We start from the raw sequence: 13,123 nt of genomic DNA, 5'->3' as shown, positions 1-13,123 counted from the left end.
ATACACGATGGGAGCTTGGTGCTTCGAGTGCTTCACTCCTGAATCACCGTGAGGGGATAGCTACGGTCGCTAATAGCGTCGCTAATACGCTTGAGTACCAGTGAGCTGCGAAGCCGGCCGGCAGCATCGAGTGAGCTGATTTCATCCAGTGTCAGCCAGTGAGTCGCCGTGATATCGCTATCAATCGGCGATGTAAGTAACACATCAGGCGTCGCAATAAAGCCGTGGCTATGAAAGGTAAGGCCTTCGGGGGTATGAAACACATACAGGCCTAGGTAGCTGGTTAGTGTGACCTGCCAAGCAGTTTCTTCTTGTACTTCTCTGAGCACGGCTGCCAGAGGCCCTTCACCTGGCTCTATATGCCCGGCCGGTTGGTTGAAAACTGTCTGCGTGTCGCCGCGGTCTTCTTCCACCATTAAAAAACGCTCGTTTTGCTGAATAACGCAGGCGACCGTATTTCGAATAGTTCCGTTGTTAATCGAATTTCCCTTAGTCATTGCGTTGCTCATGTGGAGCGCCTGTGCTTGCGTGGGGCTCTGTGTTTGGGAGGGCTAGTAGGGCGAGGAGCATGCAGCGTTTCTGTGCGCCACTCTCCGGGGGAGAGGTCGCCCAACTGCCAGGGACCTATCGCCGCGCGCACCAGTCGCAGTGTAGGGAAGCCCACGTGGGCAGTCATGCGGCGCACTTGGCGGTTGCGTCCTTCGGTGATGGTTAGCTCAATCCAGCTGGTTACCGGATGACGCTTGGGACTAATGGCGGGGTCACGCTCCGCAATAAGAGGTGGCTTAATACGGCGTACCTTTGCAGGTTGGGTGGGGCCATCTTTAAGGAGGATGCCGTTCTTGAGCGCGTCAATCGAGGCATCGCTTATATTCCCTTCGAGCTGCACCCAGTAGGTTTTAGGCTGTTTGTGACGCGGGTGGGCGATGCGGTGGATAAGGCTGCCATCATCACTCAATAGCAGCAGGCCTTCCGAGTCGTAATCAAGCCTACCTGCGGCATACACGCCAGGCACATCGATAACATTGGCTAATGTGTTACGGCCTTGTTGATCGGTAAACTGAGAGAGCATGCGATAGGGTTTATGCAATAAATATAAGGTGCTCATAAGCTCTTTTAGGGGTCGCCCTTGATTTGTCGACAATCTCTCATGCGATTAAAATGCAGCGCTGGTATACTTCTGAGCTAGCTCTTGAACAGCGGTTGAGTCGTGCTGGAGTTGCCATAATTACCACTGAAAGAACCGTCGTAGGTACTACCGTAAGAACCACCGATTGATAACCGGGAAAGCCAACTATAATGGCCCCGCCTGCTTCGCGGCATGGTTTTTCGTTGAATGAGTCGCGTCGCTCAGGATCTTTATAATCACAGCGATAGAAAAAAGAGGTTAACGCAAAATGTCTAAAACGCCGAAGATCATTTACACGCTCACCGACGAAGCGCCTGCGCTCGCGACATACTCTTTGCTACCGATTATTGATGCATTCACCGACGCTGCTGGTATTGAGGTAGAAACTCGGGATATTTCCCTGGCGGCTCGTGTTCTCTCTCTGTTCCCCGACTACTTAACAGAAGAGCAGCGTATTGAAGATCACTTGGCGGAATTAGGTGCGTTAGCCAAGGTTCCTGAAGCCAATATTATCAAATTACCCAACATCAGTGCTTCCATGCCGCAGCTGCGGGCTGTGATCAAAGAGCTGCAAGAGCAGGGCTACAAGCTGCCTGAGTACCCTGACGAGCCAAGCAGCGACGAAGAGAAAGATATTAAAGCGCGCTACGACAAAGTCAAAGGCAGTGCGGTTAACCCCGTTCTGCGTGAAGGTAACTCCGACCGTCGTGCCCCGAAGGCTGTCAAAGAGTACGCGCGTAAGTACCCGCATTCTATGGGGGAGTGGAGCCAGGCGTCGCGTACCCATGTTTCGCACATGCATAGTGGCGACTTCTACCACGGTGAGAAGTCGATGACTTTGGATCGTGCCCGCAACGTCAAGATGGAGCTGATCACCGCCAGCGGTGAAACCAAGGTGCTCAAGCCCCGGGTCGAGCTGTTGGAAGGCGAAATCATCGACAGCATGTTTATGAGCAAGAAAGCACTGCTGGAGTTTTATGAGCGTGAAATCGAGGACGCACGCAAGACCGGCGTGATGTTCTCACTGCACGTCAAGGCGACGATGATGAAAGTCTCGCACCCGATTGTGTTCGGGCACTGCGTCAAGATTTTCTACAAAGACGCCTTTGAGAAGCACGGCGATCTCTTCAAAGAGTTGGGTGTCGATGTTAACAACGGCATCGCTAATCTTTACGATAAAATTGCGACCTTGCCAGAATCCCAACGTGATGAAGTCATTAGTGACCTACACGCGTGCCATGACAAGCGCCCAGAGCTGGCAATGGTTGATTCGGCTCGCGGCATCACCAACTTCCACTCGCCCAGCGATGTGATTGTTGACGCTTCAATGCCGGCGATGATCCGTGCTGGCGGTAAGATGTACGGTGCTGATGGTCGTCTCAAGGACGTCAAAGCCGTCATGCCTGAGTCGACGTTCGCGCGTATCTATCAGGAGATGATCAACTTCTGTAAATGGCACGGTGCGTTTGATCCAGCAACTATGGGCACCGTTCCTAATGTTGGTCTGATGGCGCAGAAAGCCGAAGAGTACGGCTCACACGATAAGACCTTCGAAGTGCCGGAAGATGGTGTTGCTAACATCACCGACCTGGATACAGGTGAAGTACTGCTGTCGCAGAATGTGGAGCAGGGTGATATCTGGCGTATGTGCCAGGTCAAAGATGCACCGATTCGCGATTGGGTGAAGCTGGCCGTCGAGCGCTGCCGTGATTCTGGTATGCCGACGGTGTTCTGGCTTGACCCTTACCGCCCGCATGAGAACGAGTTGATCAAGAAGGTCAAAACGTACCTTAAGGATCACGACACTGCTGGGCTTGAGATCCATATCATGTCCCAGGTTCGGGCGATGCGTTACACCCTTGAGCGTGTGATTCGTGGTCTTGATACGATCTCGGTGACGGGCAATATCCTTCGCGACTACCTGACTGACCTATTCCCGATTCTAGAGCTGGGCACCAGTGCCAAAATGCTCTCTATTGTTCCGTTAATGGATGGCGGCGGCCTGTTTGAAACGGGCGCTGGTGGTTCCGCACCTAAACACGTGCAGCAGTTGCTTGAAGAGAATCATCTACGTTGGGACAGCCTTGGTGAGTTCCTGGCTCTGGTTGCTTCTTTGGAGCACCTCGCCAAACGTTTTGACAATGACCGTGCTAAGTTGCTGGCGAAAGCGTTGGATGAAGCGAACGGCAAGTTCCTAGAAAGCAACAAATCACCTTCACGCAAAGTGGGTGAACTTGATAACCGTGGAAGCCACTTCTATCTGGCGCTGTATTGGGCAGAAGCATTGGCAGCTCAGGATCAAGACGCTGAACTGAAAACACGCTTTGCCCGTTTGGTAGAAACGCTGAAAGCTAACGAAGCTACGATCATTGACGAGCTGAATAGCGTGCAAGGGCAGCCAGTGGATCTTAAAGGCTACTACCACCCGAATGGAGAAGTGGCTAGTCAAGTCATGCGCCCGAGTAAGACACTCAACGAAGCCCTTGCGATGGTCGCGAACGGTTAAGGTCTGAAATCACAAGCAGTTTGCGCTGTCGCTGGGCAACGCGAATGAAAACGCTGTGATATCCCTCGCCCGCCTTAGTGGGCGAGGGTTTTTTGTCTTATTTAGTATGCTAATTTTGTATTTTCCATGAACCCTTGCTGGCAATAGGCGTCCTACGATAGTGAGTTAGGCTTAGATGGACGAGTCCAAGCACCGTAAGACGCCACCGCCAGCTAAGAGACGATAAACCTTGCTGCTTATGCCCAATTTAAACATTTCATGTGTGGTGCCAACCCTGCAAGCAGAGGTGAGCCGCCCTGATGCACCTGAGTATGATGATGATCTGGCGGTTCAGCCCGCTGAACCGGAACTTGCCCGACCGCCTTTATATAAGGTGGTGCTTCACAACGACGATTACACTCCCATGGAGTTTGTGGTTGAAGTGCTACAAGGCTTTTTCAACATGGACAGTGAGCAAGCCGTGCAAGTTATGCTGGCAGTACACACGCAAGGTAAAGCCACGTGCGGTATTTTTACTCGGGATATTGCCGAAACAAAAAGTTACCAAGTCAATGAATATGCCCGCGAATGTGAGCATCCTTTGATGTGCGATATTGAAGCCGCAGACTGAAAGCGTTGAAAAAAACTAACGATGGGGCTTGCAAGAGCGCCATTTGTACCCGATGTTGAAAGTGCCGGTCGATTAAACTGATCCGACGCAACCCCTAGGTGGCGACACGCCCTAGGTAGCAGCGAAAAGGGGACTGACATGCTGAGTAAAGAACTTGAACTGACCCTGAACACGGCATTCACCGTGGCTCGCTCAAAGCGCCACGAGTTTATGACCGTTGAGCATCTGCTCCTGGCGTTGCTGGATAATGCGTCAGCAGTTGACGTGCTAAAAGCGTGCGGAGCGAATCTGGATAAACTGCGCTCCGATCTGCAAGATTTTATTAATTCGACGACGCCACTGATTCCAGAAAGCCAGTCGGATCGTGAAACGCAGCCAACGCTTGGTTTTCAGCGGGTGCTGCAGCGTGCGGTATTCCACGTACAGTCATCAGGTAAGAGCGAAGTCACAGGCGCTAATGTACTGGTCGCTATTTTTTCCGAGCAAGAGAGCCAAGCAGTATACTTTCTCAAGCAGCAGAGCGTGGCGCGGGTAGACGCCGTCAATTATATTGCCCACGGTATTTCCAAAGTCTCTGGTCATGGTCCCACCTCGCCATCGCCGTCTTCTCAAGAGAGTGATGACGCAGAAGAAGGGAGTGCAGAAGGCGCTGCGCATCCGCTAACTGGTTACGCAACCAACCTGAACGAGCAGGCCCGCCAAGGCAAAATTGACCCGCTGATTGGTCGCGACCATGAGCTTGAGCGCGTGGTGCAAATTCTTGCTCGCCGTCGTAAAAATAACCCGCTGCTGGTCGGTGAGGCTGGTGTTGGCAAAACCGCTATCGCTGAAGGTTTGGCCAAGCGTATCGTTGAAGAAGACGTACCGGAAGTCATTGCCGACGCGGTGGTTTACTCATTGGATATGGGCGCGTTATTGGCAGGTACCAAGTATCGTGGTGACTTTGAGAAACGCCTGAAAAGCTTGCTTGGCGAGCTGCGTAAGCAGCCCAATGCGGTGCTGTTTATTGATGAGATTCACACCGTCATTGGCGCAGGTGCTGCCTCGGGTGGCGTGATGGATGCATCTAATCTGTTGAAGCCCTTGCTTTCCTCCGGTGAGCTACGTTGTATTGGCTCGACGACTTTCCAAGAATTTCGCGGTATTTTTGAGAAAGACCGCGCTCTGGCCCGACGCTTCCAGAAAGTCGATGTGCTAGCGCCTTCCGTGGACGATACCATCAAAATTCTCAAAGGGTTACGCTCGCGCTTTGAAGAGCACCATGAGCTGAAATATACCGATGGTGCGTTGGAGAGTGCGGCACGCCTGGCGGATCGTTATATCAATGACCGTTTCCTCCCAGATAAAGCCATCGATGTGATTGATGAGGCTGGCGCCCATCAGCGCATGCTGCCACCGGAAGTGCGGGCTCACACTATTGATGTGGAACAAGTGGAAGCCGTGGTTGCATCGATAGCGCGTATCCCACCGAAGAGCGTTTCTAGTTCTGATCGTAAGTTACTAGAAAAGCTCGACCGTGATCTCAAAATGTTGGTATTCGGTCAAGACGAGGCGATTGATACGCTCTCGGCAGCAATTAAGCTGTCTCGGGCGGGGCTGAAATCGCCAGACAAACCCGTTGGTAGTTTCCTGTTTGCAGGTCCTACTGGTGTGGGTAAAACCGAGGTTGCTAAGCAGTTGTCCCATATCATGGGTATCGAGTTAGTACGCTTTGATATGTCGGAATACATGGAGCGACATACCGTTTCACGTTTGATCGGCGCTCCTCCGGGCTATGTCGGCTATGATCAAGGTGGTCTGTTAACCGAAGCTGTCACTAAGCAGCCGCATTGTGTGTTGCTGCTAGATGAGATTGAGAAGGCACACCCTGAAGTGTTCAACCTGTTGCTACAGGTGATGGATCACGGACGTTTGACGGATAATAATGGCCGCGAGGCGGATTTCCGTCACGTTATCCTGATTATGACGTCTAATGCAGGGGCTGAGCAGGCGTCGCGTCGCTCTATCGGCTTCCAGAGTCAAGACCACTCTACGGATGCAATGGAAGTGATTCGGCGCACTTTCTCACCGGAGTTCCGTAACCGCCTGGACGGCATTATTCAGTTCCATGCGTTGCCGACCACCGTTGTGCGCAATGTCGTTGATAAGTTCCTCATCGAACTGCAGGCACAGTTGGATGAAAAACGGGTACAGCTTGAGGTCGATGATACGGCGAGAGATTGGTTGGCGGAAAAAGGTTACGATCCGGATATGGGGGCTCGTCCCATGGCTCGTCTGATCCAGGAGAAACTGAAAAAACCGCTGGCTGAGATGATCCTATTCGGCGAGTTGGCTGAGCAGGGCGGCATCGTGCATGTAAACCTTGAGGAAGGCGAGCTGCATCTGTCGACAGAGCCAGAGATGGCGGACGCGCCCTAAAAAGAGCGCTAAGTTCACCTAAGTTTCACTAAAGCCTAAGCACCACTAAAGCACAGCGCCCTGTCATCGACGGGGCGTTGTCGTTTCCATTGAGCGGCGCCGTACTTACGCTGTGCTTGCAGTCATGTTGCGTGCATGCGCGGGCAGTGTTTGCTTGAAGGCGTTATTAAGGCTTAGCGCGAGCGGTAAACAATACGGCCTTTTGAAAGATCGTAGGGCGTTAGCTCTACCTTTACCTTGTCGCCTGTCAGAATGCGAATGTAGTTTTTACGCATCTTGCCAGAGATGTGAGCGGTAACGACATGGCCGTTTTCCAGCTCAACACGGAACATGGTGTTGGGAAGGGTATCAACAATAACACCTTCCATTTCAATATGATCTTCGCGTGCCATATAGGCAGATCCTCACTTATTTAACGTAGCGGTTTAGGTAAATAGTCACTTAAATGGGCCGCGTCAAATGACGTGTGCCCAGCAAGCAGCGCTATATTGTGCCGTAAGCCTGCCAGCAAGGCAAAAAAGCTGGCAAGTTTAGCGAATTAAAGGCCGCCAATGTCGCCCATCAAGAACCTCTATTGGTGAGAAAGCGCGTTTATAACGCATCTTCCTGCACTCCTCGATCCAGTACCCAAGGTAGAGGTGGGGGAGGGCTTGCTCACGGCAAAGCTCAACAAGCTTCAGGATAGCAAAGGTGCCAAGTGATCGCTTTTCTAGGTTGTTGTTAACATTAAAGAAGGTGTAAATGGCAGATAACCCGTGCTCCAACTGATCAAAAGCTGCTACCGCGACAAGTTTTCCGTCTAAATGCATTTCCAATAGGTGTGCATAAGGTTCGTCAAGTGTCAAAAACGTACGGTACTGCTCGCGGCTTGGGGGGTACATGTCACCATCGGCATGGCGTAAACGAATATAGTCGGCATATAGTGCATAATGATCTGCGTCATAGCGTGCAGGCACAACGCGTGTCGAAATATCGGTATTGAGTCGCGAAACTTTGCGCTGGGTACGGTTGGGGCTAAAGTCGTTAACTGGAATACGTACCGAGCGACAGGCATTGCAACCTTCGCAGTGAGGGCGATACAAGTGGCGACCGCTACGACGGAACCCTAGTAAAGCGAGCGAGTCATATACGCCTGGAACGGGGGACTCCTGGGGGTCCAAAAAGAGCGTTGTTGCCTCGTGGCCGGGAAGGTAGCTGCAGGCATGAGGAACAGTTAGGAAGAAGCGCAAATCCCGCACTGGGCGGCGAGGAGCGTTACTACTCACGGCTTGCCTCCTTGCTTAGTTTGAATACCGCTGGTTTGAATACGGCTAGTGTGAATACGTTTACCATTCCGAGTGATGGGTCGAAGCAATGTCGTGAAGCCACGGTGACTCGGGTACAGTAAGTGTTTCATCGGCCAAGTGTGTTAAGCCAAATGCCTTTTCGGGCAGCCACTTCTCAAGATAGTTGATGAACGACGCGCGGGCGACTGTTGTAGCACCCAGGCTGGCCAAGTGTGGTGTGTGCATTTGGCAATCGATCAGTTTACCCTCATGTTGCTGCATCGCACGAGCCAAGTGAGCCAGGGCAATTTTAGAAGCATCCGGTACCTTTGAGAACATGGATTCACCAAAAAACACAGGGCCCATTGCTAGCCCATAAAGCCCGCCAACCAGCTGGCCTTCTAGGTGTACTTCTATGCTGTGGGCAATGCCTAACGCATGGAGATGCTGGTAAGCGTGGCGCATATCTGGGTTAATCCAGGTGCCGGGCTCTCCATGGCGAGGGGCGGCGCATGCTTTAACAATGTTTTCAAACTGTTGATCCAGAGTCACGACAAAGCCACCATTACGCAGGCGCTTAGCAAGACTGCGACGCAGCTTGAAGTCTGCTGGCTGCAATATCATACGTGGATCTGGGCTCCACCATAAAATAGGGTCATCATCGCTATACCATGGGAAAATTCCTTTCCGGTATGCGTTAACTAACCAGTGGGGAGAAAGCTCTCCGCCTGCGGCAAGAAGCCCGTTAGGTGTATCCAGGGCTAGTTCGGTAGAGGGAAAGGCAGGTTGTGGCGATGAAAGCCAAGGTAGCATCGTTTGCTCCGGTTACTTAGCTCTGCAGTAGAAGCTCTGTGACTGCGAAAGGATGCTCGGTATGATGCAAACTCGCAAGTGGATTAAAGGCACCATCGAGGTGTAAAGGGAGAATCGCTTGAAAGTAAATAAGGCGGTAGACAAGCGAACGCAACGTAACTCGCGTCAACCATCAACGACAGCCACTTCAGGGCGGGTTAAAGCCGCAAAGGACAAGGCTCGTCGGTTTGGCCTGCGCCTGCAAGGCTCGGCACGGGAAGGTGTCGTCGTCGTTTTGCTGGCGCTGTGTGTATTCTTATTACTCGCGCTGTTTAGTTACCATCCTGCCGACCCTGGTTGGTCATATCAGGGGCCGGAAACTGAGGTGCGCAACTGGATGGGCGCTGTCGGAGCCTGGCTTGCAGATGTGCTTTATTCGCTGCTGGGGGCTAGTGCGTTGTGGTGGCCGGGTATGTTTGGCTATGCCGCCTGGTGGCTTATGCGCTCACGCCAAGTCAGATTTGAAATCGACCCAGTAGCGATTGCTGTGCACTCTGGCGGACTGGTGCTGCTTATTTTCGGCACTACCATGCTAGGGGCGCTGCATTTTTACAGCCCTGACAGCATTTTGCCCTATGCTTCCGGCGGTATATTAGGCGAAGGCTTAGTGAACACGCTTAAACCGTTGGTAAGTGGTGGTGGCGTTGGTTTAATTTCTGCTGCACTCATACTCGTAGGCTTCCCGCTGTTCAGCGGAATGTCATGGCTGCAGGTGGCAGATGAGCTGGGTAGCCGCCTATGTAAGTTAGGAGGCTGGATCAATGCTCGCCGCGCTAAGGGAAGCAAAAAACGAGCAGAGCGAGCAGCAGCGCGCGCAGCAGCAAAAGTGGCCGCCCAAAAAGTGAAAGAGAAACCTCTTTCTGAGTTCAAAACAGTTCAGCAGGAGAGTAGTGCAATACGGGCGAACCATGGCGAGTCGGATCGCAGGGCAGAGCCAGCCCGTGAAGGTAGTCGCGTGCGGCGTGAGCCTAGTTTTTCAGCGACCACGGATACCTCTATTCCCTGGCAGGCTGCGGCATTCTCAAGTGCACTATCTGCTAAGGACACGCCTGAGAGCGTTCCTCAAGAAACCACTAAAGCGCCCTCTGTGGAAGTGCCGGCTGCAAGCCAGCCTGAAGAGAAAGCGAATAGCGCCACTGAAAGTAGTATCCGGGAGCCTGATGCCATTGCTGACAAACCAGCCCCCGAAGCAGAACCACCTGAAAACGTTCGCCGTTCAGCTGAGCCCGAACAACCTTCAACGCCGCTAGAAGAAACAGCGACAGCTGAAGAGATGCGTGCTGCGAAATCAGATGCCGTTGTAAGCAAGCTCAGCGAACCCCATGAGGATGCGTTTGCGGTGCGTGCCAACGACGAAAGTGATGAGACAGCCCCGTCGATTTCACTATCAGCTAAAGAGTCTACGCCAGTATCTGATGACACTGCTCCTGGCAATATTCCTGGCATCGGGCCTATTCGCCAAGAAGCTGAGGCAGCATCATTTGCATCGTTTACAAGCCCGCGAAATGAAGCGGCACCGAGTGTTGACGAGTCTGAGCGTGTTGACGAGCTTGAGCATATTGATGAGCCTGAGCATGCGTCGGCTCCTGCCCCTGAACAGTCGGAGTACATACCCGAGCAGGCACCTGTTACTGCGCCTCGTGATGATGCTTATCATCACGCAGCACCTGCAGCACCTGCAGCACCTGCAGCACCTGCAGCACCCGCAGCACCTGCGCCGCGGTATGAGCGGGTGCCAGAAGTGGTACCGGAACCGGTATGGGATGACGAAGACGACTTGCCAGAACCAGGAGTAGCGCCCGTGGCTTCTGGCGTTCACCAAGAGTCGACGTTGCCAAGTGAGCTAGAAGAGAAAGATGCGGATAATGGGCCAGCGCTGTGGACCGTTGAGCACCTGCAAAGCCAGCGTCCAGCATTCGAAACAATCGATGAGCCGGAAGGCGATGTGCCCAGTCTTCAGCTGCTGACGCCGCCTGAGCCATATCAGCCTAATTATACCGATGAGCAGCTCGCCGACATGGCTGAGCTGTTAGAAGTGAGGCTGCGCGAGTACGGTGTTAAGGCGGAAGTCGTGGACACATGGCCAGGACCGGTTATTACGCGCTTTGAAATTAAGCCAGCAGCGGGTGTCAAGGTATCTAAAATCAGCAACCTTGCCAAAGACTTGGCGCGCTCGTTAATGGTGAAAAGCGTCCGTGTGGTTGAGGTGATCCCAGGACGACCAACGGTGGGGATTGAGATACCTAACCCAAACCGGGCCATGATTCGTCTGCGTGAAGTGATTGATTCCGACCGTTACCAGCAAGAGAACTCGCCACTAACCATGGCGTTAGGTCAGGATATCGGTGGCGGTCCAGTAGTAGCTAACCTTGGTAAAATGCCCCACCTGTTGGTTGCGGGTACTACCGGTTCCGGTAAGTCAGTAGGCGTCAACGCCATGCTGATTTCCATGTTGCTTAAGGCTAAGCCAAGCGAACTAAAACTGATTATGGTCGATCCCAAGATGTTGGAGCTGTCAGTATACGACGGCATTCCACATCTTTTGGCACCTGTCGTTACCGACATGAAAGAAGCGGCCAACAGCTTGCGCTGGTGCGTTGCGGAAATGGAACGACGCTATAAGCTAATGGCGGCAATGGGGGTGCGTAACATTGCCGGTTTCAATGCCCGTCTTGATGAAGCCGAGCAAGCTGGGGCGCAGGTGGCTGATCCACTTTGGGAGCCACAGCCCTGGGAAATGCATCAAACGCCACCGATACTGGAAAAGCTGCCCTATATTGTTGTAGTCATCGATGAGTTTGCCGACATGTTCATGATTGTTGGCAAGAAAGTTGAAGAGCTCATCGCTCGTCTGGCACAAAAAGCACGTGCGGCAGGTATCCATCTCATTCTTGCCACCCAGCGGCCATCGGTTGATGTGGTAACGGGGCTGATTAAAGCGAATATTCCGTCACGTATGGCCTTCCAGGTATCGTCGCGGATTGATTCGCGCACGATTCTTGATCAGGGCGGTGCTGAGAGTCTGCTAGGCCATGGCGATATGCTTTACCTACCTGCTGGCTCTGGGCCACCTAACCGGATTCATGGTGCCTTTGTGGATGATGATGAAGTGCACAGGGTGGTAGATGACTGGAAGCGTCGTGGCGCGCCTGAGTACATTGAAGAAATTTTGTCAGGCGGTGTGTCTGCTGATGCTCTGACCGGCCTGGAGGCTGAGGGTGTGGATGGTGATGATGCCGAGCAGGATGCGCTCTACGATGAGGCGGTTCAGTTTGTGACTGAAACACGCAGAGCCTCCATTTCTGCTGTTCAGCGGCGCTTCAAAATTGGCTACAATCGAGCGGCCCGTCTTGTTGAGGCCATGGAGGGAGCGGGTGTTGTGACATCCATGGGTACCAATGGTGCCCGTGAGGTGTTAGCACCACCGCCGGTAGGCCACTAAAGCGTTTATCAATAAGTGCTAGAATAGGCTCTTGAAATAGGTGCTAGTGTTTAAGCCAATCATGCAATAAGCGTGAAAGTCGCGCCGCTGGTGAAACCCTGCGGCGCGTTTTACGTCTGAGTCACTACACGGAACGTCTTAACGCTCCTTGCCTCATCCGCTATACGGCAATGATTGCCTAGGGAGAATAGTAAATGCGCGATAATCATACTCGACGCTCGTCATCGCTGATGTTCGCTGCCAGCGCGTTAGGCTTAACCTTTGCGGCGCCAATCGCGTGGGCAAACGATGCTGCCGAACGCCTTACCGAGCGGCTTGATCCTCTTGAAAACTATCAAGCGTCCTTTGAGCAAAAGATTTTAGATGGCAGTGGCGATCGCCTGCAAAGCGCGCGTGGTGAAATGTGGCTGTCGCGCCCTGGCATGCTGCGCTGGGAGGTCGAAGCACCTTACTCGCAAGTAGTGGTGTCAGATGGCCAGGATGTCTATCTCTACGATCCTGACCTTGAGCAAGTCACTATTCAAGCGATGGATGATCGAGTTACACATACCCCGGCGTTGTTGTTATCGGGTAGTACCGGTGAGCTCACTGCAAGCTATGATGTGTTTCATGAGCAGCAGGATGGTGATGACGTGTTTACGCTGATCCCCATCTCAGCAGACACCCTATTTGAAGAGCTGAGTATGGTGTTTGATGATCAGATCCTGACCGAGCTTTGGATGATGGACAGTACTGGGCAGCGTACGGCAATTACTTTCAGCGATATTACTCGCAACGGTAATATTGACCGCAGCCTGTTTGATTTCGAGATTCCTGACGGTACGGATGTTATCCGCGAAGGAATGTGATTTATAAAGGATTGTGGCCTGTAAGCCAGAATCCTTACGCTCCGTGTTACTCA

The 13,123-nt window shown here is 52.7% G+C and carries 10 protein-coding genes; 5 read left to right on the top strand and 5 right to left on the bottom strand.

Annotation, left to right across the window (positions count from 1 at the left end; translation table 11 throughout):
- Window positions 1-32 precede the first annotated feature (32 nt).
- Together HZS79_RS07450 and HZS79_RS07445 are read right to left on the bottom strand one after the other, a co-directional pair.
- Complete coding sequence (locus HZS79_RS07450; protein WP_246311429.1) at window positions 33-509, bottom strand: NUDIX hydrolase; 477 nt, start codon at window positions 507-509, stop codon at window positions 33-35.
- The gene (locus tag HZS79_RS07445) at window positions 506-1,108 is read right to left on the bottom strand and encodes a pseudouridine synthase (protein WP_162218566.1); all 603 of its coding nucleotides are present in this window, start codon (window positions 1,106-1,108) and stop codon (window positions 506-508) included. Before HZS79_RS07445 ends, HZS79_RS07450 begins: the two co-directional genes overlap by 4 nt.
- A gap of 289 nt (window positions 1,109-1,397) precedes the next feature.
- On the opposite strand from HZS79_RS07445, the gene HZS79_RS07440 reads away from it, so the two are divergent.
- The 3 genes from HZS79_RS07440 to clpA all read left to right on the top strand — a co-directional run bounded on the left by HZS79_RS07440 (window position 1,398) and on the right by clpA (window position 6,663).
- A complete protein-coding gene (locus HZS79_RS07440; protein ID WP_162218565.1) occupies window positions 1,398-3,635 on the top strand; it encodes an NADP-dependent isocitrate dehydrogenase in 2,238 nt (745 codons plus the stop codon).
- A 238-nt stretch (window positions 3,636-3,873) separates the two neighbouring features.
- Window positions 3,874-4,245: an ATP-dependent Clp protease adapter ClpS gene (gene clpS, locus HZS79_RS07435; protein ID WP_179927477.1), complete on the top strand. Its 372-nt coding sequence runs from the start codon at window positions 3,874-3,876 to the stop codon at window positions 4,243-4,245.
- Window positions 4,246-4,383: 138 nt separating this feature from the next.
- Window positions 4,384-6,663 (top strand): ATP-dependent Clp protease ATP-binding subunit ClpA, encoded by a 2,280-nt coding sequence (gene clpA / locus HZS79_RS07430; RefSeq protein ID WP_162218563.1) that lies wholly within the window; start codon window positions 4,384-4,386, stop codon window positions 6,661-6,663.
- Window positions 6,664-6,836: 173 nt separating this feature from the next.
- On the opposite strand, the gene infA is transcribed toward clpA, so the two are convergent.
- The 3 genes from infA to aat form a co-directional block, all read right to left on the bottom strand.
- A complete protein-coding gene (infA, locus tag HZS79_RS07425) occupies window positions 6,837-7,055 on the bottom strand; it encodes a translation initiation factor IF-1 (RefSeq protein WP_007111068.1) in 219 nt (72 codons plus the stop codon).
- A gap of 138 nt (window positions 7,056-7,193) precedes the next feature.
- Window positions 7,194-7,928, bottom strand: coding sequence for an arginyltransferase (locus tag HZS79_RS07420; protein ID WP_162218562.1), 735 nt, complete (start codon window positions 7,926-7,928; stop codon window positions 7,194-7,196).
- A 60-nt stretch (window positions 7,929-7,988) separates the two neighbouring features.
- Window positions 7,989-8,741: a leucyl/phenylalanyl-tRNA--protein transferase gene (aat, locus tag HZS79_RS07415; protein ID WP_162218561.1), complete on the bottom strand. Its 753-nt coding sequence runs from the start codon at window positions 8,739-8,741 to the stop codon at window positions 7,989-7,991.
- Window positions 8,742-8,859: 118 nt separating this feature from the next.
- Between aat and HZS79_RS07410 the strand changes: the two genes are divergently transcribed.
- Together HZS79_RS07410 and lolA are read left to right on the top strand one after the other, a co-directional pair.
- On the top strand, window positions 8,860-12,222 hold the full coding sequence (locus HZS79_RS07410; RefSeq protein WP_179927476.1) for a DNA translocase FtsK: 3,363 nt from the start codon (window positions 8,860-8,862) through the stop codon (window positions 12,220-12,222).
- 194 nt (window positions 12,223-12,416) lie between these two features.
- Window positions 12,417-13,070 carry an outer membrane lipoprotein periplasmic chaperone LolA gene (lolA, locus tag HZS79_RS07405; protein ID WP_162218559.1) on the top strand — a complete coding sequence of 218 codons (654 nt, stop codon included), beginning with the start codon at window positions 12,417-12,419 and terminating at the stop codon, window positions 13,068-13,070.
- Window positions 13,071-13,123: the final 53 nt, after the last annotated feature.

It is taken from the genome of Vreelandella zhaodongensis (assembly GCF_013415115.1).
In the GTDB taxonomy this organism is placed as follows: Bacteria; Pseudomonadota; Gammaproteobacteria; order Pseudomonadales; family Halomonadaceae; genus Vreelandella; species Vreelandella zhaodongensis.
The sequence above is the reverse complement of the archived record's forward strand: the minus strand, read 5'-3'. Positions and strand labels throughout refer to the sequence as shown.

Bases quoted from the DNA above. Each gene is read 5' to 3' on its own strand.
- HZS79_RS07450 (WP_246311429.1), bottom strand. From the start codon at position 509: ATGAGCAACGCAATGACTAAGGGAAATTCGATTAACAACGGAACTATT.
- HZS79_RS07445 (WP_162218566.1), bottom strand. From the start codon at position 1,108: ATGAGCACCTTATATTTATTGCATAAACCCTATCGCATGCTCTCTCAG.
- HZS79_RS07440 (WP_162218565.1), top strand. From the start codon at position 1,398: ATGTCTAAAACGCCGAAGATCATTTACACGCTCACCGACGAAGCGCCT.
- clpS (WP_179927477.1), top strand. From the start codon at position 3,874: ATGCCCAATTTAAACATTTCATGTGTGGTGCCAACCCTGCAAGCAGAG.
- clpA (WP_162218563.1), top strand. From the start codon at position 4,384: ATGCTGAGTAAAGAACTTGAACTGACCCTGAACACGGCATTCACCGTG.
- infA (WP_007111068.1), bottom strand. From the start codon at position 7,055: ATGGCACGCGAAGATCATATTGAAATGGAAGGTGTTATTGTTGATACC.
- aat (WP_162218561.1), bottom strand. From the start codon at position 8,741: ATGCTACCTTGGCTTTCATCGCCACAACCTGCCTTTCCCTCTACCGAA.
- lolA (WP_162218559.1), top strand. From the start codon at position 12,417: ATGCGCGATAATCATACTCGACGCTCGTCATCGCTGATGTTCGCTGCC.